The organism is Aureimonas sp. AU40 (assembly GCF_001463785.1).
Taxonomy (GTDB): domain Bacteria; phylum Pseudomonadota; class Alphaproteobacteria; order Rhizobiales; family Rhizobiaceae; genus Aureimonas.
Genome location: NZ_BBWL01000040.1, coordinates 1 through 20,271, shown reverse-complemented (window position 1 = coordinate 20,271; position 20,271 = coordinate 1). Strand labels below are relative to the sequence as shown.

Here is a 20,271-nt window from a genome sequence, read left to right as displayed (position 1 = left end):
TTCATCAACGCAAAACACGAAAGGCAGCCGATATCCGCCGCCGACCCTCAGACAACATGGTTACCGAAGAGGGTTAAGAACTCGTTCCGCTTACGATTCAAAACCAGCCCAGCGGGCTGCATCGGGCGGGACTCGTGTCTTTGCGACGGTATGGGGTGGTTCATGTCGGTACAGACGTTAACCCCGCACGCGAGGCTCGGCACGAGGAAGCAGGGGGTTCGGGGACCGATCCAAGACTGCCGAACAAGAGCTGGAGATCGGCAACTCATGCCTCACGCTGGTCTTTCCGATCGAGACTGGTGTCCCGCCCGCCAACTTCTCTCTTCGAAAGTCGCGATTATCGGTCGATCAAAAGCCGATCTTGACCTCAGCGCCTCGCCCCGCCAAATCCGGGCCGGTTCGACCCGAAACCTGAGGTCCATGCAGGCTGCGCACCTCATGGGCCGAACGCCATCTTCGGACCGCTGGCTCTTGAACGGGCTGCCTATCTGGAACCCTGCTGCCGGCGAAGCCGAGCCGCGCCCCAATGATCGAGGAGATCCCATGGCGCTTCCCGACAATGTCCGTCGTCTGCGCACCACGGATGGCGACACGATCGAGACCGTGTCCCGCTCCACAGGCCTTCCTGCCCCGCTTCTGCAGGCGATCGAGAACGGTCGCGCCGAAATCCCACCCAAGGCCTTGCGGGCGCTAGCGCAGCATTTCCGGGTCAAGCCGAGCGACCTGCTGGACTGAGGACGACACAACGTTTCACGTGAAACACATTTTTCTTACGAAATCGGAAACGCCGAACCAGCCTTCGGGAAAAGCGCTCTCGGAGTTTCAAGCTGACCCGAGCATGGCCAATCCGTCCCAAATGCGACAAAATGCCCTGTACAGCCACGCGTTCGCCCCGCATGTAGTTCTTGGTATCGACCCGCTCGAAAAGCGGAGATCGTAAGTCTTCCCAAGTATGTGCCCCCTCAATGCTGAAACTCATTCGCCCGCAGGACGCCCAACTGGGAATGTTCATCATCGGCTTCGAAGGAAGCTGGGCCGATCATCCGTTCTGGCGGACCCACTTCCTCCTGAACAAGCCCGGCGATCTGGCGCGCCTGCGCGCGAGCGCGGTGTCCGGCGTGCTGATCGACGACGCCAAATCGGGAATGGACGCGAGCGGCGAAGTGGGCAAGCCCGGTGCCGTCCAGCGCCCGACGGACACGGCGGAGCCACGCCCCTCGGCGGGTTTCGATCAGCAGCGGCTGGCCGAGATGACCGTGCGCAACTGCAGGCGGGCAATGGGCCGCCTGTTCGGCAGCGCCCGCATGGGCCGCACGCCGGACCCCCGAATCGCATTGTCGGTGACCCAGGGAATCCTGACGTCTCTCACCGGCAGTTCCACGGCGCTGATCGGGCTGACGCGCATCAAGTCCACCGACTCCTACACCTATCTTCATTCTATCGCCGTCAGCGCGCTGATGCTGCGCTTCGGGCGGTATCTCGAACTGGAGACCGAGGACCTGCAGCTTCTCGGCATGGCGGGCCTGTTGCACGATCTCGGCAAGGTCTCGATCCCCGCCTCCGTGCTGCTGAAGCCCTCTGGCCTGACCGAGCAGGAGCGCGAGCTGATCCAGGCACATCCAGGCGAAGGGCATCGCATCCTGTCCGCCCATCCCGACATGCCTGATATGATCCTGGACATCTGCCGCCATCATCACGAGCGACTGGACGGCACCGGCTATCCCGATCGGATCGCCGGCGAAGAGATCAGCCGGCCGGTGCGCCTGTCCACGATCTGCGACGTCTACGACGCGGTGACTTCGATCCGCCCCTATCGGAAGGCTTGGACGCCGCAGGAAGCGCTGACGCGCATGTTCGAATGGGAGGGCCATCTCGACATGCCGCTGCTGGCCGATTTCGCGCGCTGCCTCGGCTACGAGGAAACGATCCCGCTCGACCTGCGCATCGAAATGCCCGACGCCCAAGCGTCCAAGGCGGTGAACGGCTATTCGGACCCGCGCCCTTAGCAGGCGTCAGACGGTCTGCGCGGCGTGCCGGGCCGGCCGAGCGACCTCGGACTCGTCCGCATCGATCCAGGCGAGAAGCGCGTCCATCGGCATGGGCTTGGCGAAGAGGTAGCCCTGGAAGGCGCGCGCGCCGAGTTCGCGCAGCGTCGCCAGTTGCTCCACCGTCTCCACGCCCTCGACGACGCATTCCAGCGTCATGCTCTGGCACAACATGAGGATCGAGCGCAGCAGATCGTGGCCCGACTGGTCCTGCAGCGCATGCACGAAGCTGCGGTCGATCTTGATCTTATCGATCGGCAGCCGGTGCAGGTAGCTGAGGCTGGAATAGCCGGTCCCGAAATCGTCCAGCGCGATGCCCATGCCGAGCGAGCGCAGGAGCGTGACCGACTGGTCCGCCTGCCGGAAGTCGCGCATCACCGCCGTCTCGGTCAGTTCCAGCATGATGCGGCGGGGATCGACGCCGGACTGGCGCACGATCGAGACGAGGTTCAGGACTGTCGGCGGGTTGGTCACGTCCTGCGCGGAGAGATTGAACGACAGGTTCACGCACTCGGGCAGCTGGCCGAGAGCCGCCACCGCCTTGCGGAACAGGACCAGTGTCAGGTCGTGGATCAGGCCCATCCGCTCGGCCGCGGCGATGAAGAGATCGGGGCGCACCGGCCCGAGGACCGGGCTGTTCCACCGGGCCAGCGCTTCCACGAACTGGACGGCGCCGGTGTCGAAATGCACCACGGGCTGGAAATGCAGCTGCATTTCCGCTTCGAGATCGGCCGTGCTCAGCGCGCGCTCAAGCGCCTCCTCCGAGCGGATTTCCCGCTCGTGGTCGAGCGTATAAAGGCAAACTTGGCCTCGGGAGTTCTTCTTGCTCTGGTAGAGCGCATAATCGGCCCGGTTGAAAAGCTCCTGCGCCGAGCCGCTTGCGTCGGTCGACAGCGCCACCCCGCAGGAGGCCCCCAGCGTCAGCACCAGATCGTCGAGTTCGAAGGGTTGGGCCAGCGCCTCGCACAAGCGGACGCCGACTGCCTCCGCCGAGCGCTTGTCGAGGGGGCCGACGAAAGCGAACTCGTCCCCGCCAAGGCGCGAGACCACGAGGTCGGGCACCTCCCACTGAACCTGGCTCAACCGTTGGGCGACCGCCTCCAGAAGCCGGTCTCCGACTCCATGGCCGTGCGTATCGTTGATCGGCTTGAACCGGTCGAGATCGAGAAGGCCGACCGCGACGAAGCCTTGCGTGTTCTCCGCCCCCTCCAGCATCCGCGCGAGTTCCGCGAAGAAGAGCCGCCGGTTCGACAGGCCCGTCAGATTGTCGGTGTTGGCGAGAATGAGGTTCTCGCGCCCGAGACGCGCCATCTCCTCCTTGGAATTGACGAGTTCGCGGAAGCCCCGAAAATTGTTCATCAAAACGCGGATCATCACCAACATGACGAGCAGGGTGTTGAAGGCGATTCCGGCAAAGACGGTATTCTTCTCGTACAAGCTGTAGGCGATGTAGGGAATCGTGACGACCGCCGTGACGGCCAGGGCCGCCTGCGGCAGATGCATCAGACAGAAGATGCAACCGATCATGGTAACGGCCATGAACACCGCGATATGCGCCCGCTCCTCGCGGACCCCGTAGCTGTAGAGCGCGAGCGCCCACGTGACGAAGGCCAGCGCGAGAATGGCGGCGATCACCGTGATGCGGTTCAGCGCACGCCGTGCGGATGCGGCATCGGGCGGCGTCGGGCGGCGCATCCACAGAAACACCCGGCACGTGCACACGACTACGAGCAGGACGGGCATCAGCGTCGTCAGCCAGAAAGGCGCGGAATCGCTCAGCGAATAGGCCACCGCAAGCGAGTTGACGCTGAGAAGGACATAGAGAAGCGGAACCTGCCTGCTCAACTCGTCAAGTTGCGGCTTCGCGACCAGAAGGTCGGAAACGCCGAACGACATCTCCCGCAGGTGCTTTCGAACCATCTTTCGTCCGCCCGTTCCAAGAGCCGCACTGTCGCCGAGAAACCTAAGAATTTCGTTCGCCGCCAAAATTTAGCCGCGAAAGCTTCGGTTGGCGCGACTGGACCCGGCAGGGGCCAAAACATCGGCTTGCGCGAAACGCGCGGCCGATCCGGCCTTGAAAGATCGCGCTTGCGCGGAAACTTCCCCTCCGGGCCGCGTTTGGCCCACGCGTCAAGAGAACCGACCCGAGGGACGACCCGCCACATGTCGATGCCGATGAACGAGACCATTCAAGCGCTTGTCGAGATGTCGATGCTGCGTCAGGCCAAGGTCGCCGCCGAGAAGTATGGTGGCCAGGGCCGGCTCTGGCAGCGGCCCTATGCCGAAACGCGCCCGCGCGTCGCCTCCGCCGTCGCGCCCGTCTGGTTCACCGCCTATCCCGCCTCCATCGTCACGCGCGACGGACAGTCGGTCCTTTCGACGCTCAGCGACCAGCGCCTCTGGTCGGCGCTGTCCTCCATCGGCGTGCGCGGCATCCACACCGGCCCGATGAAGCGGGCCGGCGGCTACAAGGACGAGCGCTACTCGCCGACGATCGACGGCAATTTCGATCGGATCAGCTTCGACATCGACCCCGCCTACGGCACGAGCGAGGAGTTCGTCGCCGTCAGCCGCATGGCCGCCGCCCACAACGCAGTGGTAATCGACGACGTGGTGCCCGCCCACACCGGCAAGGGCGCGGACTTCCGCCTCGCCGAGATGAAAGTCGGCGACTATCCCGGCCTCTACCACATGGTGGAGATCCAGGAGGAGGACTGGGCGCTGCTACCCGAGGTGCCCGAAGGGCGCGACGCGGTGAACCTACAGCCCGCAGCCGTCGATATCCTGCGCGAGAAGGGCTACATCGTCGGCCAGTTGCAGCGGGTCATCTTCTTCGAGCCGGGCGTCAAGGAAACCGACTGGAGCGCCACACCGCCCATCGTCGGTGTCGACGGCGCGACGCGACGCTGGGTCTATCTCCACTATTTCAAGGAAGGCCAGCCGAGCCTCAACTGGCTCGACCCGTCCTTCGCCGCGCAGCAGATGATCGTCGGCGACGCGCTGCATTCCATCGACCAGATGGGTGCGCGCGGCCTGCGGCTCGACGCCAACGGCTTCCTGGGCGTGGAAAAGCGCACGGACGGGCCGGCCTGGTCGGAAGGCCATCCGCTTTCGGTGGTCGGCAATCAGCTTCTGGCAGGCATGATCCGCAAGGCCGGCGGCTTCTCGTTTCAGGAGTTGAACCTGACGGTGGACGACATCGCCGTCATGTCCAAGGGCGGGGCGGATCTCTCCTACGACTTCATCACCCGGCCCGCCTATCAGCACGCGCTGCTCACCGGCGATACGGAGTTCCTGCGCATGATGCTGCGCATGGTGCACGAGTTCGGCATCGACCCGGCCTCGCTGATCCACGCGCTGCAGAACCATGACGAGCTGACCACCGAGCTCGTCCATTTCTGGACCCTGCACGCCAACGACATCTATACGTTCCAGGGCCAGACCTGGCAGGGCCGCACGCTGCGCACCCATATCCGCGAGACCATGTACGAGAAGCTCAGCGGGCCGGCGGCGCCCTACAATCTGCGCTTCGTCACCAACGGCATTGCCTGCACCACGGCGAGCGTCGTCGCAGCCGCGCTCGGCATCACCGATCTCTCCACGATTGGCGACGAGGAACTGGCGCAGATCCAGAAAGCGCATCTCCTGCTGGCCATGTACAACGCCTATCAGCCCGGCGTCTTCGCGCTGTCGGGCTGGGATCTCGTCGGCGCCCTGCCGCTGGAGCCAGAGCAGGTGGCGGACATGATGCGCGATGGCGACACGCGCTGGATCGAGCGGGGGGCCTACGACCTGATCGACGCCGCGCCCGGCGCCCGCTTCTCCTCCGGCGGCATGCCGCGCGCCCGCTCGCTCTACGGCTCGCTCTGCGACCAGTTGGAGAACCCGGACTCCTTCGCCTCGCGGCTGAAGCGGCTTCTCCAGGTGCGCGACGCCTATGGCATCGCCGCCGCGAAACAGACCGCTATTCCCGACGTCACCAGCCCCGGCCTTCTCGTGATGGTGCACGAGCTGCCCGACGGGCGCGGCACGCAGCTGACGGCGCTGAACTTCAGCCAGAACCCGATCGAGGAGACCATCGAACTGGCCAATGTGCGCCCCGGCCCGGTGGTGGACATGATCGCCGAGACGATCGAGGGCGACCTGGGCGAAGACGGGCGCCTCAAGATCACGCTCGACCCGCTGGAGGGCCTGTCGCTGCGTATCGTCGGCGCGCTGCCGACGCTGTGAGAACATAGCGGAGCCCTCACCCATGCACTCACTGCATGGTTGTTGTGCCTCGCACTGCTCTTGCGCCGACGCGGCGCAAGCGTGACCTTCCGCGCGGCCACCTGGGTTTCCCCTCGGGTGGCCGTTTCGGAACAGTCGGGCCGCGCGGGACGAAAATCGCGCGGCCAGCGCCATCGCGAGGGCGGACCATGCTCTACGGACTCTTCGTCCTTCTTTCCTGCCAGCTTCTGGGCGAGGCGGTTCGCCATGCGACGGGCGGTCCGGTGCCGGGGCCAGTGCTCGGCATCCTGCTCCTGATCGCCTATTTCGCGGTGTCGGAGCGCCTGGGCGGAGAGCGCATGGCAGCCCGCACCCGCTCGGTGGAAGGCGCGGCCGACGGGCTGCTGCTTTATCTCGGCGTCCTGTTCGTGCCGGCGGGCGTCGGTGTCGCCGGCAAGCTCGACCTCATCGCTCACAACGCCACCGGCATTCTCATGACCCTGGTCGGCTCGACCGTGGCCACGATGCTCGCGACGGTCGGCGCCTTCCGCCTCGTGCGCCTCCTGACGGAGCGTGGCCAGTGATACAGGCGCCCGATTCCCTGTTCGAACTCTGGGTCTATCTTTCCGCGAGCCCGCTTCTCTGGCTGACCGTGACGCTCGGCGCCTTTCTGCTGGCCCGGCGGCTGGCGGAGCTGACGGGTTTTCACCCGCTGGTGAACCCGGTGCTTCTGGCCATCGTCTTCGTGGTGGCGATCCTGCAGTTGAGCGCCACGCCCTACGCCACCTATTTCGCCGGGGCGCAGTTCATCCATTTCGCGCTCGGGCCGGCGACGGTCGCGCTCGGTGTGCCGCTTTATCGCAACCGGCGCGTGGTGCGCGAAACGCTCCTGCCGGTGCTCGCGGCGCTGTTTGTCGGGGCGCTGGCGGGCGTGGTGTCGACGGTGGCGATCGCGCTGCTTCTCCACCTTCCCCAGCCGCTCGTGCTGGCGCTGGCGCCCAAGTCGGTCACGGCGGGCATCGCCATGGGCATTTCGCAGGGGCTCGGCGCCGACCCGACGCTGACCGCCGTGTTCGTGATCGCGACCGGCGTGATCGGGGCGATCCTGGTGACGCCGCTGATGAACGCGCTGCGCATTCGCGACTATGCGGCGCGGGGCTTCGCCGCGGGCCTCGCCTCGCACGGCATCGGTACGGCGCGCGCCTTCCAGGTGGACAATGTCGCCGGCGCCTTCGCGGGCCTCGCCATGGCGCTGAACGGCCTCGTCACCGCCATCGTCGCCCCGCTCGTGCTCGGCTGGTTTTTCTGAGAGCCTGTTTGGAAACTCGGGCGGGTCGGTCCGTCGGTGCTTTTCCGCCATCGCCCCAGGGCGAGACATGCCGCGCAAGCGCAGCAGAGGTCTCCCCCGTCCGCATGGACCGTTGCCAATCTTCGCCGATGCGCCCTCGCATCACTCAAGTTTGGCGCCTCGCGACGCCAAAAAATCCCTTGGCGGCCCTCCGCCGCCGAGTTTCCAAACAGCCTCTGAGATGGCAAGCTCCTCGGCGGCGCGGAGACGAACTTGGGTGATGCGAGGGTTGCCGCGGTGAGCATGGGCAACGGCGGGCAGGTGCCGATGGCCTGACCCGCTCGGTTCGTCGAACGATCTCCAAACACACAGCCCGGACATTCGATCGGTGGAGCCGGAGGGGCGGCTCGCGCGTTGAGGGGGCAAGACCGGGTCGCGACGGCCGGAGAGGAGACTTTCCCGCTCTCTCCCATGGTTTGACCCGCGCCCGCCTCAATTCGGTTGGGATCGGGGAGAAGACCGGCTCCGACCTCAGCGAAGGAGATTCGCCCCATGACCGCGCGAACCGTCACCCCCCTTCTCGCCGCTTCCCTGGCGCTCGCCCTTCTGGCCGGGCGGGCCGAGGCGCAGACGGCGCCGCCAGCGCCCCCCAGCGTGCAGACACCGGGAACCGAGGCGCCGATCCCGCAGACGCCCGGCGACGCCGCGCCCCCGGCAGGCAGCGAGACCTGCACCGTCAATCCCGGCGACACGGCGAGCGGCACCACGAGCGACGGCCAGATGCTGACCGACCAGCTCGACGATTGCGAAAGCGTGCTGATTCCCCAGACCGACGGCGATCCCGACATGGATGCGCCCGTGCCCGACGCCGATCCCGGCACGACGCCGGTGATCCCGCCCGGCTCGATCGCGCCGCAGCCGCCCCAGGCCAACTGAGTTTGGCGCCAGACCGTTCGGGCGGCGGACGGGCGAAGGCTTTCGCCCGTTCAGGAGGAACGGCATTCCGTCGGGCACGGGGTCGCTTGATATAAGATCGCGCCGTGTTTGCGTGGTCTTGAGTCAAAAGGACGCGGCGAGAGGCCCGCCTGGAACGGCGGCGCCGCTTCCTCGCTTGCTCATCTCATGCGAGAGCACCCTCACCCCGCCGAACCCGCCCCGCCCCCCGCAGTGCCCGCGAAGCGGCGGCGAGCCGGCACGGCCTCCGCCCCCTCGGTGGACGAGACCGCCCTGCGCGAGAAGGCGCTGGAGGTGCACCGGCGCCTGTGCCGGACCTACGAATGCCCGATCGCGTATTTCCACGATCTCGATCCGGTGAGCGAACTGATCTCCTCGCTCCTGTCGCACCGGACGCGCAACGCCGATTCCGGCCGCGCCTTCAAAGCGCTGCGCGCCCGCTTTCCCGATTGGGATGCAATGATCGAGGCCGACGCGGGCGAGGTCGAGGCACTGATTCATGGCGTGCGCTGGCCTGAGCTGAAGGCGCCGCGGCTGCAGGAGGTGCTGCGGGCCTTGTGGGACCGACAAGGCGAACTGACGCTGGATTTCCTGGCCGGGATGGAGGTCGAGGCGGCGCGGCGCTGGCTGGAGGCGCTGCCCGGCGTCGGGCCGAAGACCAGCGCGGCGGTGCTTTCCTTCTCCGTCCTGCGGATGCCGGCCCTGCCGGTGGACAGCCACCATCACCGCGTCGCCCAGCGGCTCGGCCTGATCGGCGACAAGGTGGATGTCGGCCCCTCGCACCCGATCCTGCGCGCGCAGCTGCCGGCGGACTGGAGTGCCCAGGCGCTCTACGACAACCACGAGATCCTGATGCTGCACGGACAAAAGGTCTGCCACTTCCGCCGACCCGCCTGCGATCGATGCCCTTTGACCGATCTCTGCCCGAGCGCCTTCAAGGCTTAGAGACTGTTTGACAACTCGGTCGGGTCGGTCCGTCGGCGCTTTTTCGCCGTCGCCCCCGGGCGAGACATGCCGCGCGAGCGCAGCAGTGCTGCGCAAGCGCATCAGAGCCGCGCGGGCGCGGCAGATGTTTCGCCCGTCCGCATGGACCGTTGCCAATCCTCGCCGATGCGCCCTAAGCATCACTCAAGTTTGGCGCCTAACGAACGCAAGAAAAATCACTCGACGGCCCTCCGCCGCCGAGTTGTCAAACAGCCTCTTGGCCGGCTCAGGTAGGAACGGCGCGGCCGATCAGGCGAATTCGGGCGCGCCGATGTCGATCGGGTGCGCGGCCTTTGGCGCCGGCGCGTCCCCGCCGCGCAGGAAACGCCTCGCCCGCTCGTTCGCGAAGAGGTGCGCGACCATGGAAACGAGTTCGGGCTCCTCCAGCCGCTCGGCCGCCTCGCGCAAGGTCACCCATTCGAAGCGGCGCTCGTGCTGTTCCTTCCAGGCGCTCTTCTGCCCGGTCACGCGCATGAGATAGGTCGCAACGGTGACGTAGTGGAAATCCGCGCGCTTGCGCTGCCAGTAATGATAGGTGCCGATCGGCTCATGCAGCATCTCGCCGCGCAGGCCGGCCTCCTCCTTCGCCTCGATCCTCGCCGCCTCAAAATCGGCGAGCCCCTTCATGGGCCAGCCCTTGGGGATGATCCAGCGATGGGTCTGCCGGGAGGTGACGAGGCCGAGGCGCACGCGCGCCGTCTCGTCCACAAAAATAGGCAGCGCTGCGACCTGGCAGGTCTCCGCTTCGTCGGCTCGTTTCATGTGATCCTCCCAGCTCCCTCAGGCTCAAGGCTGAGCCGGGAAGGTTAGGGAACAAGTCACGGCCGGTGACCAAAATCGCGGGATGGGTAAGCGACGATGGGGAAAATCGGTCGATTCTGCCGGGTCTTTCCGCCCTGGCTCGGCGCTAAGGGCCGATGCAGCCGATCAGGACGTCTCATCCGGATGGCGCGGAACGACGCGCACATCGAGCCCCTTGCGGGCGAGATAGAACTCGACGCCCGTCCGGGTCAGGAGCGAAAGGAGGCCGATCACGATAGCGACGAGGCGCACGCGGTGTTCGTCGCGCTCCACCTCCGCCATGCGCGCGTCGAGCAGCTGCTTCTCGCCCTCGGTGATGGCGCCGATGACGACGCGGATCTGGTCCATCGTGGCGCGTTCCATCATCGTGATCTCGCGCGCCCGCGCCGCCTCGAAGCCGGCCTCGTCGTGCAGGACGATGGAGGCTTTCATCTCGGCGAGCTTGGCGTCGACCAGCCCTGCCAACCCGTCCACCCGCGCGACCTGCGCCGCGTTGTCGGAAATCTGCGCGCGCAGCCGCGTGCGCAGATCCCCCAGCCGCTCCAGCGCCTTGTCGTAGGGGTCGAGATAGCGCCGGTCGCTGCTGAGGAGATAGCCGCGCTGGCCGGTCTCGGCGTCGTCGAGGCCGATCAGCACGTCCTTGGTGGTCTCGATGACCTCGTGCGTGTGGAGGACGAGGTCGCTCTGGTGGTTGAGAAGGCTGTGCGTCCAGGCCGTGGCGACGATGCCGACGAGGAGCACGAGACCGGTCGGCACCACGCGCAGGAGCGTCGGCGTCGTCAGATACGTGCGCCGGAGGTGGCGCCAGGACAGGAGCGAGCCCACCGCGCGTCAGGCTCGCGGGTCGATGATGGCAATCCCGTCCGGCGCATGGCTGTCCATGGCCATGAGGGCGGGCACCGCCTCGGCCAGCGTCAGCCGCTCGCCGATCAGGCGCTGGGGCTGGAGCGTGCCGGCCTCGATCATCGCCATCATCGCCTCGTAGCGCCAGGACTGCATGCCGTGGCTGCCGTAGATTTCCAGCTCGTGCGCGATCACCTGCGCCATGGGAATGGCGGGCGCCGTGTGCTCGCCCAGCATGAGCCCGACCTGCACGTGCCGCCCGCGCCGGCGCAGGTTGCGGATCGAATTCCGGCAGGTCTCGGAATGGCCGAGCGCGTCCAACGAGAGATGCGCGCCGCCGCCGGTGATCTCGCGCACCGCCTCGGCCACGTCGGCAACCTCACGCGCGTTGACCACCGCCTCCGCGCCCATCGCCTTGGCCAGCGCCAGCTTGGAGGGCGCGACGTCCACCGCGACCACCCGCGCCCCGAGCGCGGCGGCGATCATGACGGCGGACAGGCCGACGCCGCCGCTGCCATGAACGGCGACCCATTCGCCGCCGCGCGCCCGGCCCTGGTCCACCACGGCGCGAAACGATGTGGCGAAGCGGCAGCCGAGGCTTGCGGCGGTGGCGAAGTCGAGGCTCTCGGGCAGGCGCACCAAATTCTCGTCGGCGCGCGAGATCGCCACGAACTCGGCGAAGGAGCCCCAATGCGTGAAGCCCGGCTGGAACTGCGCCTCGCAGACCTGTTGCTGGCCGGCGCGGCACTCCCCGCAATGGCCGCAGGCGGCGATGAAGGGCACGGTGACCCGCTCGCCCACGCGAAAGCCGCGCACGTTGCGCCCGACTGCCGCGATCGTGCCGGCGAACTCGTGGCCCGGCACGTGCGGCAGGCGAATGTCGCTGTCATGCCCTTTCCAGCCGTGCCAGTCGCTGCGGCACAGGCCCGTCGCCACGACCTCGATCACCACGCCGTCGTCGGTGGGCGTCGCGTCCGGCACGTCGCGAATCTCAGGCCGCGCCCCGAAGGCCTCGAAGATCATGGCTTTCATCGCGCGTCCCTTCCTGCTCGCCTCGCTCCCCATATCGCGATCGAACCCAGCCGACAACGCGGCGCCAGGCCGTTCGGTCCCTCCGCTCCGTCCGAAAAAGCGTTCCGATTTGCCGCCCGATGCTGTAGGCGACGAGACCATGACATCTCGCCCCGGCTCGTCCGGGGGTTCCCGCCTTCGGAGTTTGCCGCGTCATGACCATTCGCGTTCACAAGGGCGACCTGCCCGACCTGTCCCGCTACACCGGCTCGGTCGCCATCGACACGGAAACGCTGGGGCTCGACACCAGGCGAGACCGGCTCTGCGTGGTGCAGCTTTCGCCGGGCGACGGCACGGCCGACATCGTGCAGATCGCCAAGGGCCAGCGCGAGGCGCCCAATCTCTGCAAGCTCCTGGCCGACACGAGCAAGGTCAAGATCTTCCACTACGCCCGCTTCGACATCGCCGCGCTCTACCATGCGTTCGGCGTCATGACGCAGCCGGTCTTCTGCACCAAGATCGCCTCGCGGCTGGTGCGCACCTATACCGACCGGCACGGGTTGAAGGATCTCGCCAAGGAGCTGATCGGCACCGACCTGTCGAAGCAGCAGCAGTCCTCCGATTGGGCGGCCGAGACGCTGACCCCGGCGCAGCTCGACTACGCCGCCTCCGACGTTCTTTATCTCCACGACCTGATGGGCGTGCTCCTGCAGCGGCTGGAGCGTGAGGAGCGCACCGATCTCGCCAAGGCCGCCTTCGAATTCCTGCCGACGCGCGCCAAGCTCGACCTTCTCGGCTGGGACGAGGAGGACATCTTCTCCCATTCGGTGAACCGCTCTTAACAAAAGCCGAACCGATCGGCGCTCCGTCCATTTCCCCCTTGGAACGAAACGGAGAAACCGACATGAGCGACCATCCGATCGCCTCGCTGGGCAAGCGCATCGGCGGCACCGCCAAGGAGGTCGTCGCCGAAATCACCGGCGACGCCCGCCTGCAGGAGGACGGGCGCCGCGACATCGCGGACGGGCGCAGCCCTGCCGTGGACGGGCGACCCGATCTTCGCGCTAGCCCGCGCCCGACGCAGGAAGGCATCCGCCGATGAGCGCCGATGCCGGGGACACCGTGCGCCAATCCATCCTGGACGAGCTCCAGCGACAGGCCGGCAACAGCGAAGGCGCGCTGCGGGTCCAGCCCGGTTCCGACAGGGTCGAGATCAACGGCCCGGTCGATCTCGACGATCTGGTGATGGTGGTCATGGGCTCGCTCGCCGGCGGGCCATGATGTCTCACCTGGAACTGGCAGGTAGGTCGCGGGGTTTGGGCTGGTGAACGGAGCCCGTCCCCATGTCGAACCTGTCCGATAGCCCCGAGCGCAATGCACCCGACCCGATACTGCCCGAGCCGATCGGCGAGGACGGGCTCGTGCAGCCGCGCGAACCCGACGAAGCGCCCGGCCAGGGGAACGGCCAGGGTCATGATCAGAACAAGGGCCAGGGCAAGGTCCGTTCCGGCTCCACCCCCGAACTTCCCGACCGTCCCGTCGAGAGCTGAACTCTCTCAGGCCTCCCAGCTCTGCACGGAATGGATCGTCATCGACTGCTTCTGAGCATCGGCTTGCGTCTGCGGAAAGAACAGCGCGACGGGATTGAAGCCGGCGAGCGAACCGCAGGCTAGATTGAGGCCGAGCTGGTGGGGGTAGTCCACCTGCAGCGGCCAGTCGCTGACGCAGATCGGGTGGTCGTCCATGTAGTGGACGACCTGACCCCGCGTCCACACGATGCCGAAGGAATGGCGCTCACCGTCAGCCATGGGCCGAGGCAGGAGAAGCGTGCTGGCATTGGCCGAAAGCAGCTTCTTGTCGGGCGCGGAGGCGCGCCACGCGCCGCCGTTCTGCGCCTCGTCGCCGCCCTGCGCCGCCAAGGCGCGGACGCGCGAATAGGGTTGGTCGTGCAGATTGCCGGACCAAACCGAAGGCCCCTGCCCCAGACGGGTGAAGAGTTCCAGGATATCGACCTCGGCCCAGCCGTTGCGCGCCTGCGGCACGATGCGCTGGCCGATGCCCTTCGGACCGGGCCGCCACGTGTAGAGCCAAAGCGCCGGCCAAAAGCCCCAGGGCATGCCGGAATTGGCGTCGAGCACGGCGTCCACGTCGGTCCGTGTGTAGGCCGTGTCGCCGCGATAGTTCGGCAGGGCGGGAAAGCTCGCCTCGATGCGGATGCCCTGCACGGAGAGCCCCTGACGCTGAGCGCCGTAGGAGCGCTTCGACCAGAGCTGGCCGGACCAGAGGCCGGGCAGGAACAAGAGCCCGTCCCCCTCCGCTGCCAGTATGGGCGCGCCGAAGCGCAGCGGCCGGTCGAAGCGCACGGTGCGCCGGTCGGCCGAGATCGAGGCGACGCAGGCCTGCGCGATGCTTCGCGGATCGTTGCTCGGCTGCGGCCCACGCTTGACGCCGCGCGCGAAGCATCCGGGCACGATGCCGGGCGGCAAGGGGCGCGACAATTGCACCTCCTGCGTTACCCCCTCCTCGATCGCGGTGGGAGCGGCGAGGGGCGCGAAGGCGAAGCGCGTGAAGGTCAGGTGGAAATTGCCGGCATAGTCCGCCCGCGCGCCGCCCGAAATGGCCTCGAAGACGATCGTGCCCGCCGCGCGGTCGATCGCGGCGACCGTGGCGAGCCCGCCCGGCCCGTTGGTGGTGACGTCGCCGACCGTGATCTTATCGAGGTCCCCCGGTCGCAAGCCGATGTCGGCCAAGCGCGTCGGCACGGTGCCGCCCGGCGGATTGCTGTTGAAGCCGCCCTTTCGGCGCGTGATGTCGCCACGCAGATAGGAATCGAAGCGTCCGGCATCGACCGTCGCCTGAAGGCGCAGCCCATCCGGCTCGAACACATGGTTTCCCGCGCTGAAATCGCCGCGGTAGTTCTGCACCTCGGCATTGATCGTGGTCGTACCGGTACCGCCCAGAACACGCCCCTTGGCGTCGATCTCCCCCTGGAACGGGTTGAAATGGCGGGCGAGGTCTCCGGCGTCGCGGATCGCCGTCGAGCCGGCGTCGCCCGAAGCCTCCCGGCCGAAGCGCAGCGTCTCGACCTCGGGCACACCGCGCATCGTCTGCGCGAAGGATTGGCGCAGCCAAGCCGGCACGGGCGGCCCGCCACGCCGCATCGCCGCGCCGTTCGACAGGCCGGGAGAGGCGAAGGGTGCCTTGGTGTCGGTTTCGGCCATGTCTCTGATCCTCGAATGGCAGGTGGCGGCACGCTGGCAGAGGGCTCGGGCGAAGCTATGACGCAGCGCAAAAATCTGTCGTGGCGTCAGATATACCGGACCAGCGCGATGACGAGCAAAAGGCCGAGCGAGAGTAGGAGAAGCGCGTCCATGGCGAAGCCGAACAGGCGGAGCGCCGCGCCGATATCGGCGGGCGCGGCCTCGCGCCGCCCCTCAGCGCCGAGGCACGGCGCCTCCACCACCAGGGCGCCGTAGCGGCGCGGGCCGCCGAGCGACAGGCCCAGCGCGCCCGCCATGGCGGCTTCCGGCCAGCCGGCATTGGGCGAGCGGTGCGAGGGGGCGTCGCGCCACGCCACCTTGAGCGCCCGCGCACCGGCACCCTGCCCGGGCTTCAGCGCTGCGACCGCCGCGAAGAGCAGCGCGGTCAGCCGGGCGGGAACGAGATTGAGGAGATCGTCCAGCCGCGCCGCGCCCCAGCCGAAGGCGAGGTGGCGCTTCGAGCGATGGCCGATCATGGAATCGGCGGTGTTGACCATCTTGTAGGCGAGAAGGCCGGGTAGGCCGAAGAGCGCGAGTGCCATCCAGGGCGCGACCACGCCGTCCGATGCGTTCTCGGCCAGACTTTCGATCGCCGCGCGGCAGACGCCGGCTTCGTCCAACTGTTCGGGATCGCGCCCGACGATCATCGATACGGCCTGCCGCCCCGGTCCGAGCCCGCCCTCCTCCAACGCGCGCTTCACGGCCAGCACATGGTCGCCAAGGCTTTTTCGCGCCAGAAACAAGGAGGCGACCACAGCCTCAAGAACCAGGCCGGCCCATCCGAAGCCGGCAAACAAGCGCTGGATCGCAAGGCCTGCGGCAATGGCGAGCGCGAGCAGCAGCAGGATCGCCAGCACGCCGAGCGCGCGGCGCAAGGCAAAGCCGAAGGTGGCGCGGTTCAGCCCCCGATCCGCCGCGCCGATCAAGACGCCGAACAGAACCACCGGATGCGGCCAGCGCCGCCAGAGCCAGTCGGGATCGCCCAGAACCCGATCGATCAGCGTCGCGAGAAACAGGACCATGGGCTCAAGCCCCTCGCGAGGGTTGAGGAGGCGTGGCCGGGAGAGTTCCAACCGATGTCGCGCATACCAATCGGGGGGCGAACCCGAAAACGGGCCGTTGAAGCCGACGATCCGTCGCTCCGATCAAGATGCCGAAGGCACCGGCCGGATATGGTCTACGCCGCTCACGATCTTTCGAGTGGTGGCGGACACGGTCGGTCGCAGCGCGGAGGGCGATGGGATCAGGCCTTGGTCGAGGTTCAAGTAGCGTGATCGAAGGGAGTTCGGTCACTGCGGCATTGGCGCTCGTCACTCGACCATCAGCCAGACACGCGCTTAGACCTTCGAGGTCACCCGACCGCACGCGATACGCCGATCCTGCCCGACAAACATCCCGCCGCTTTAGCATCCGACTTCGGCCCGCGCCTCGCGCAGCGCCTCCGTCAGCCGCTCCGATCCCGCTTCGTCCCTCACCGTGCCAATCCGTAGCCAGTCGGCGCGATAGGGGAAGGGGCGCGTCAGGATGTGGCGGCGTGCCAGCGCCTCGAAGAGAGCAACGGCTTCGGGCACCTGAAGGAGCGAGAACAGGGCTGTGCCGCCGACGGGCTCCAGCCCCGCCGCTGCTAGGGCGCGACGCGTCAGCACGGCGCGGGCGGCGATGCCGGCGCGCAGGCGCGCAACGCCCGCCTCGTCCGCCATCAGCCCGGCGGCAAGCGCAAGCGCCGGGCCGGACACGGCCCAGGGGCCGAGCCGCGTCTCGATCCGCGCGGCCAGCGCCGGCTCGCATAAGGCCGCGCCGAAGCGCAGCCCCGCGAGGCCGAAGAACTTGCCGAAGGAGCGAAGAACGAGAAGCCCCGGCCGCCCGGCCTCGCGGCTGAGGCTCTGCTCGGGCTCGGCGTCGGCGAAGGCTTCGTCGAGCACGAGAAGCCCGCCTTGGCTCCCCAGCCGATCCGCTAGCGAGAGCACGTCGCCCGGCGAGAAGCGCCGTCCGTCCGGGTTGTTGGGCGAAACGAGCACCGCCAGCCGCGTCTGCGGGGCGATCTCGGCTAGCGTGGAGAAGCGCGACACGGCATGGCCCGCCGCCGCCAGGGCGCGGCCATGCTCCTCGTAGCTGGGAAACAGCACGTCGGCCGGGCCGGGCGTGAAAAGATGCGGCAGGAGGGCGATCAGCGCCTGCGTGCCCGGCGCCAGCGCGACGCCCGCCCCCTCGCCCGCGCCGGCAAAGCGGCGCAGCGCGGCCTTGGCGCGCGCCTCCAGCGCCCGCTCCGGCAGGCGCGCCCAAAGCTCGGGATCAATGTCCGGCAGGGGCAGCGGCACTGGATTGATGCCGGTGGACAGGTCGAGCCAATCGCCACGCGCGCCGCCGAAGCGCGCCACGGCGGCGTCGAGTGCACCGCCGTGATGCAGGGCCTCCTTCACGCCGCGACCCCGTCGATCACATGGGCGAACGAGCCCATGACGCGGCCGCACCGAAGCCCCATCGCGCCGAGATCGGTGCCCAGCGCATCGCGCGCTTCGAACAGGCGATCGGCCGCGTCCTCCCGTGTGATCGTGGCATAATGGAACTCATGGCCCGTCAGCGCATGGGGCCAGGGCGCGCCCGGCAGCGGGCTGAGGTGTCGATAGCCGAGGTGCCGCTGCCGCGCGGCGAAGGACGTGGCGAGCGGCAGGAGGCCGAGCATGGGATGCGCGGCTCCTTCGGCGTCGGTCAGCGCTTCGCCGAGCGTCATGTAGCCCCCGCATTCGCCATAGATCAGCGCGCCGCGCGAAGCGGCCTGGTGCATTCCGGCGCGAAACCGCTCTGCGGAGGACAGTCGTCCGGCATGAAGTTCGGGGTAGCCGCCGGGCAGGAACACCGCGTCGGCGCCCGCTTCCGGCGCCTCGTCGCTCAAGGGGGAGAAGAAGGAAAGCGCCGCCCCGCCCTGCCGCCAGCCATCCAGAAGATGCGGGTAGAGAAAGGCAAAGGCCGTGTCGCGGGCGACCGCGATGCGCTGCCCGAGCGGGGCCAGGCGCGCCACAGCGGCGGCATGGGCCTCCCCCGATTGCAGGAGCGTGTCCAGCGCGCCGGGGGCGAGGCCCTTTTCCATCCAGCCGGCAGCGCGGTCGAGAAAGCCGGCGAGATCGCCGTGTTCGCCGGCTTGCACGAGGCCGAGATGGCGCTCGGGCAGCGCAAGGCCCGGCTCGGGGGGGAACACGGCTAGAACGGAAAGGCCGAGCGGCTCCAGTGCGTTTCTCAGCAGAACTTCGTGGCGGGCGGAGGCGACGCGGTTCAGCATGACGCCGGCAAAGCGGAGGCGCGGATCATGGTCGCGAAAGCCGCGCACCAAAGCGGCGACGGAATGCGACTGCCGGGCGCAGTCCACCAGCAGCACGACGGGAAGTCCGAGCAGCACGGCCAGATCCGCCGCCGACCCAGTGCCGTCCGCCGCCCCGTCGTAAAGGCCCATCATCGCCTCTATGACGAGCGGGCGCGCGTCGGCCCCGGCGAGCGCCCGGATCAGCTCGGGTCTCATGGCGTAGGGGTCGAGATTGACCGAGGGCTGGCCGGTCGCCGCCGCGTGAAAAGCCGGGTCGATATAATCAGGCCCCGCCTTGGCCGAGCGGAGCGCCACGCCCGACCGTTTGAGATGGCGCAGCAGCGCGAGGGTCGCCAGCGTCTTGCCGCTGCCGGACTGGGGCGCGGCCAGGAGAAAGCCGCCGCCCGCGCGCGGCGTGCCCCAACCGTCCTTCGAACCCCGCTCCTCGTCCCGCACCTGCTCCGCTCCTGCCGCGCCGCGATGGGCCGGTCTATCAGCCTTTTCGCGGAGGGTTCAACCGGAGGAGAGAGGTGGAGGAGGGTGGGGCGGCGGAAGGGTGGTCGCCGGTCATGAGGGAGACGCGCGGCCTGCGAGTGGGCTTTTATGCTCGACGTGTTCGAACCCTGCGGCAGGACAGTGGACCCATCGTCCATCTTCGTCGCGGGCCGCATGGCGTAGGGGGGCGAGATTAACCGCGGGCTGGCCGGTCGCTGCCGCTTGAATGGCCGGATCGATGTAGTCTGGCCCGGCTTTGGCCGAGTTCAGCGCGACGCCCGCCCGCTTGAAATGGCACAGGAAGGCGAGGGTCGCCAGCGTCGTGCCGCTGCCAGACTGGCGCGCGGCCAAGAGAAAACCGCCGCGCGCCGCTTTCGACGGCTTGTCTCGACGGGCTATCGAGAAACTGGCGATCGAAGGCCATCGCGCTTTGGCTTAGGACAGATCGGAAATTTCGCTGCCACGGGCAACGGCTGCCCAAAGCGTCCCAGCCTTGCCAGCGGCGTTTCGGAGAACCCGGGTCCGACCGACTCGCCTTCGCCGTCGCTCCCCCGTCGCGCACCGGCCGCTCCCGGCTAATGGCTCCTCGCCATGCCCCTTGGAGGGAAGGCGCGGCCGGTCTCGCATCAACACGCCGCCTCGAGAGGCGCGGACCATCCCTCCGTCCCCTTCCGGCTCCAGCTCATCAACGAAAGCGTGCTCCGCTCCCAAGTTGATGGCTAAAGGCTTCGGCGCCATTTGCCATCGAAGGACCGGTGCATGTCGCACGGCCATCGCCTCACCTTTCTCGGAAACGGCGAGCGTCGTTCCCGTCTTGAAGGCTAAGTCTTCTTGCCGCTGGCTTAAGAGCGCCTAACAGAACCTCTGGGCGGAGGATGGTCGAGGGATTTTCGTCGGGGACAAGGATCGAAGCGCAGTCGATGCCGGTAGAATCGTCGAGCATTCGCGACGAAGTCCCCGTCAGAAAGACCTGACCAGCCGACCCCACGAGGTTTTGTTAGGTGCTCTAAGCCTTCGATCTGAAGAGCCTCCCACCTCGCCCCTGCCATACGATGAGTGCGCACGGTGTCGCCTCGACATGGC

The 20,271-nt window shown here is 67.8% G+C and carries 19 protein-coding genes; 11 read left to right on the top strand and 8 right to left on the bottom strand.

Annotation, left to right across the window (positions count from 1 at the left end):
- Positions 1–543 precede the first annotated feature (543 nt).
- Entirely contained in the window at positions 544–735 is a 192-nt protein-coding gene (locus tag AUL32_RS25635; RefSeq protein ID WP_061973650.1) for a helix-turn-helix domain-containing protein, read from the top strand.
- A 230-nt stretch (positions 736–965) separates the two neighbouring features.
- Positions 966–2,006, top strand: coding sequence for an HD-GYP domain-containing protein (locus AUL32_RS13495; protein WP_062115878.1), 1,041 nt, complete (start codon positions 966–968; stop codon positions 2,004–2,006).
- 6 nt (positions 2,007–2,012) lie between these two features.
- Here the strand turns inward: AUL32_RS13495 and AUL32_RS13490 are convergent, their stop codons facing one another.
- Positions 2,013–3,965 carry a putative bifunctional diguanylate cyclase/phosphodiesterase gene (locus AUL32_RS13490; RefSeq protein ID WP_062115875.1) on the bottom strand — a complete coding sequence of 651 codons (1,953 nt, stop codon included), beginning with the start codon at positions 3,963–3,965 and terminating at the stop codon, positions 2,013–2,015.
- Positions 3,966–4,208: 243 nt separating this feature from the next.
- On the opposite strand from AUL32_RS13490, the gene treS reads away from it, so the two are divergent.
- The 5 genes from treS to AUL32_RS13465 all read left to right on the top strand — a co-directional run bounded on the left by treS (position 4,209) and on the right by AUL32_RS13465 (position 9,441).
- Positions 4,209–6,275, top strand: a complete 2,067-nt coding sequence (treS, locus tag AUL32_RS13485) for a maltose alpha-D-glucosyltransferase (RefSeq protein ID WP_061973644.1) — start codon at positions 4,209–4,211, stop codon at positions 6,273–6,275.
- Between the two features lie 188 nt (positions 6,276–6,463).
- Positions 6,464–6,838 carry a CidA/LrgA family protein gene (locus AUL32_RS13480; RefSeq protein ID WP_062115873.1) on the top strand — a complete coding sequence of 125 codons (375 nt, stop codon included), beginning with the start codon at positions 6,464–6,466 and terminating at the stop codon, positions 6,836–6,838.
- Positions 6,838–7,563, top strand: a complete 726-nt coding sequence (locus tag AUL32_RS13475; RefSeq protein WP_374700957.1) for an LrgB family protein — start codon at positions 6,838–6,840, stop codon at positions 7,561–7,563. Before AUL32_RS13480 ends, AUL32_RS13475 begins: the two co-directional genes overlap by 1 nt.
- 531 nt (positions 7,564–8,094) lie before the next feature.
- Complete coding sequence (locus AUL32_RS13470) at positions 8,095–8,478, top strand: hypothetical protein (RefSeq protein WP_062115870.1); 384 nt, start codon at positions 8,095–8,097, stop codon at positions 8,476–8,478.
- 186 nt (positions 8,479–8,664) lie between these two features.
- Positions 8,665–9,441 (top strand): endonuclease III domain-containing protein, encoded by a 777-nt coding sequence (locus AUL32_RS13465; protein WP_374700956.1) that lies wholly within the window; start codon positions 8,665–8,667, stop codon positions 9,439–9,441.
- A gap of 288 nt (positions 9,442–9,729) precedes the next feature.
- Here AUL32_RS13465 and AUL32_RS13460 read toward each other — a convergent pair whose 3' ends face one another.
- The 3 genes from AUL32_RS13460 to AUL32_RS13450 form a co-directional block, all read right to left on the bottom strand.
- Positions 9,730–10,242, bottom strand: a complete 513-nt coding sequence (locus AUL32_RS13460; RefSeq protein ID WP_062115864.1) for an NUDIX hydrolase — start codon at positions 10,240–10,242, stop codon at positions 9,730–9,732.
- 165 nt (positions 10,243–10,407) lie between these two features.
- The gene (locus AUL32_RS13455) at positions 10,408–11,106 is read right to left on the bottom strand and encodes a CHASE3 domain-containing protein (protein WP_062115861.1); all 699 of its coding nucleotides are present in this window, start codon (positions 11,104–11,106) and stop codon (positions 10,408–10,410) included.
- Positions 11,107–11,112: 6 nt separating this feature from the next.
- Positions 11,113–12,156 (bottom strand): zinc-dependent alcohol dehydrogenase family protein, encoded by a 1,044-nt coding sequence (locus AUL32_RS13450; RefSeq protein WP_062115858.1) that lies wholly within the window; start codon positions 12,154–12,156, stop codon positions 11,113–11,115.
- 194 nt (positions 12,157–12,350) lie between these two features.
- On the opposite strand from AUL32_RS13450, the gene AUL32_RS13445 reads away from it, so the two are divergent.
- The 4 genes from AUL32_RS13445 (at position 12,351) to AUL32_RS13430 (ending at position 13,685) form a co-directional block, all read left to right on the top strand.
- Positions 12,351–12,977 (top strand): ribonuclease D, encoded by a 627-nt coding sequence (locus tag AUL32_RS13445; protein ID WP_062115855.1) that lies wholly within the window; start codon positions 12,351–12,353, stop codon positions 12,975–12,977.
- Positions 12,978–13,039: 62 nt separating this feature from the next.
- Positions 13,040–13,237 carry a CsbD family protein gene (locus AUL32_RS13440; RefSeq protein WP_062115852.1) on the top strand — a complete coding sequence of 66 codons (198 nt, stop codon included), beginning with the start codon at positions 13,040–13,042 and terminating at the stop codon, positions 13,235–13,237.
- Complete coding sequence (locus tag AUL32_RS13435; protein ID WP_062115849.1) at positions 13,234–13,416, top strand: hypothetical protein; 183 nt, start codon at positions 13,234–13,236, stop codon at positions 13,414–13,416. Before AUL32_RS13440 ends, AUL32_RS13435 begins: the two co-directional genes overlap by 4 nt.
- A 62-nt stretch (positions 13,417–13,478) precedes the next feature.
- Complete coding sequence (locus AUL32_RS13430) at positions 13,479–13,685, top strand: hypothetical protein (protein ID WP_062115846.1); 207 nt, start codon at positions 13,479–13,481, stop codon at positions 13,683–13,685.
- Positions 13,686–13,691: 6 nt separating this feature from the next.
- Here the strand turns inward: AUL32_RS13430 and AUL32_RS13425 are convergent, their stop codons facing one another.
- The 4 genes from AUL32_RS13425 to AUL32_RS13410 form a co-directional block, all read right to left on the bottom strand.
- The gene (locus AUL32_RS13425; protein ID WP_062115843.1) at positions 13,692–15,356 is read right to left on the bottom strand and encodes a hypothetical protein; all 1,665 of its coding nucleotides are present in this window, start codon (positions 15,354–15,356) and stop codon (positions 13,692–13,694) included.
- A gap of 86 nt (positions 15,357–15,442) precedes the next feature.
- Positions 15,443–16,417, bottom strand: coding sequence for an adenosylcobinamide-phosphate synthase CbiB (gene cbiB, locus AUL32_RS13420; protein WP_062115840.1), 975 nt, complete (start codon positions 16,415–16,417; stop codon positions 15,443–15,445).
- Positions 16,418–16,798: 381 nt separating this feature from the next.
- Positions 16,799–17,815 (bottom strand): threonine-phosphate decarboxylase CobD, encoded by a 1,017-nt coding sequence (gene cobD, locus AUL32_RS13415; RefSeq protein WP_062115838.1) that lies wholly within the window; start codon positions 17,813–17,815, stop codon positions 16,799–16,801.
- Positions 17,812–19,149 (bottom strand): cobyrinate a,c-diamide synthase, encoded by a 1,338-nt coding sequence (locus tag AUL32_RS13410; protein WP_062115835.1) that lies wholly within the window; start codon positions 19,147–19,149, stop codon positions 17,812–17,814. Before AUL32_RS13410 ends, cobD begins: the two co-directional genes overlap by 4 nt.
- Positions 19,150–20,271: the final 1,122 nt, after the last annotated feature.

Excerpts from the sequence above, each read along its gene's own strand:
- AUL32_RS25635 (WP_061973650.1), top strand. The coding sequence starts at position 544 with ATGGCGCTTCCCGACAATGTCCGTCGTCTGCGCACCACGGATGGCGAC.
- AUL32_RS13495 (WP_062115878.1), top strand. The coding sequence starts at position 966 with ATGCTGAAACTCATTCGCCCGCAGGACGCCCAACTGGGAATGTTCATC.
- AUL32_RS13490 (WP_062115875.1), bottom strand. The coding sequence starts at position 3,965 with ATGGTTCGAAAGCACCTGCGGGAGATGTCGTTCGGCGTTTCCGACCTT.
- treS (WP_061973644.1), top strand. The coding sequence starts at position 4,209 with ATGTCGATGCCGATGAACGAGACCATTCAAGCGCTTGTCGAGATGTCG.
- AUL32_RS13480 (WP_062115873.1), top strand. The coding sequence starts at position 6,464 with ATGCTCTACGGACTCTTCGTCCTTCTTTCCTGCCAGCTTCTGGGCGAG.
- AUL32_RS13470 (WP_062115870.1), top strand. The coding sequence starts at position 8,095 with ATGACCGCGCGAACCGTCACCCCCCTTCTCGCCGCTTCCCTGGCGCTC.
- AUL32_RS13465 (WP_374700956.1), top strand. The coding sequence starts at position 8,665 with ATGCGAGAGCACCCTCACCCCGCCGAACCCGCCCCGCCCCCCGCAGTG.
- AUL32_RS13460 (WP_062115864.1), bottom strand. The coding sequence starts at position 10,242 with ATGAAACGAGCCGACGAAGCGGAGACCTGCCAGGTCGCAGCGCTGCCT.
- AUL32_RS13450 (WP_062115858.1), bottom strand. The coding sequence starts at position 12,156 with ATGAAAGCCATGATCTTCGAGGCCTTCGGGGCGCGGCCTGAGATTCGC.
- AUL32_RS13445 (WP_062115855.1), top strand. The coding sequence starts at position 12,351 with ATGACCATTCGCGTTCACAAGGGCGACCTGCCCGACCTGTCCCGCTAC.
- AUL32_RS13440 (WP_062115852.1), top strand. The coding sequence starts at position 13,040 with ATGAGCGACCATCCGATCGCCTCGCTGGGCAAGCGCATCGGCGGCACC.
- AUL32_RS13435 (WP_062115849.1), top strand. The coding sequence starts at position 13,234 with ATGAGCGCCGATGCCGGGGACACCGTGCGCCAATCCATCCTGGACGAG.
- AUL32_RS13430 (WP_062115846.1), top strand. The coding sequence starts at position 13,479 with ATGTCGAACCTGTCCGATAGCCCCGAGCGCAATGCACCCGACCCGATA.
- AUL32_RS13425 (WP_062115843.1), bottom strand. The coding sequence starts at position 15,356 with ATGGCCGAAACCGACACCAAGGCACCCTTCGCCTCTCCCGGCCTGTCG.
- cbiB (WP_062115840.1), bottom strand. The coding sequence starts at position 16,417 with ATGGTCCTGTTTCTCGCGACGCTGATCGATCGGGTTCTGGGCGATCCC.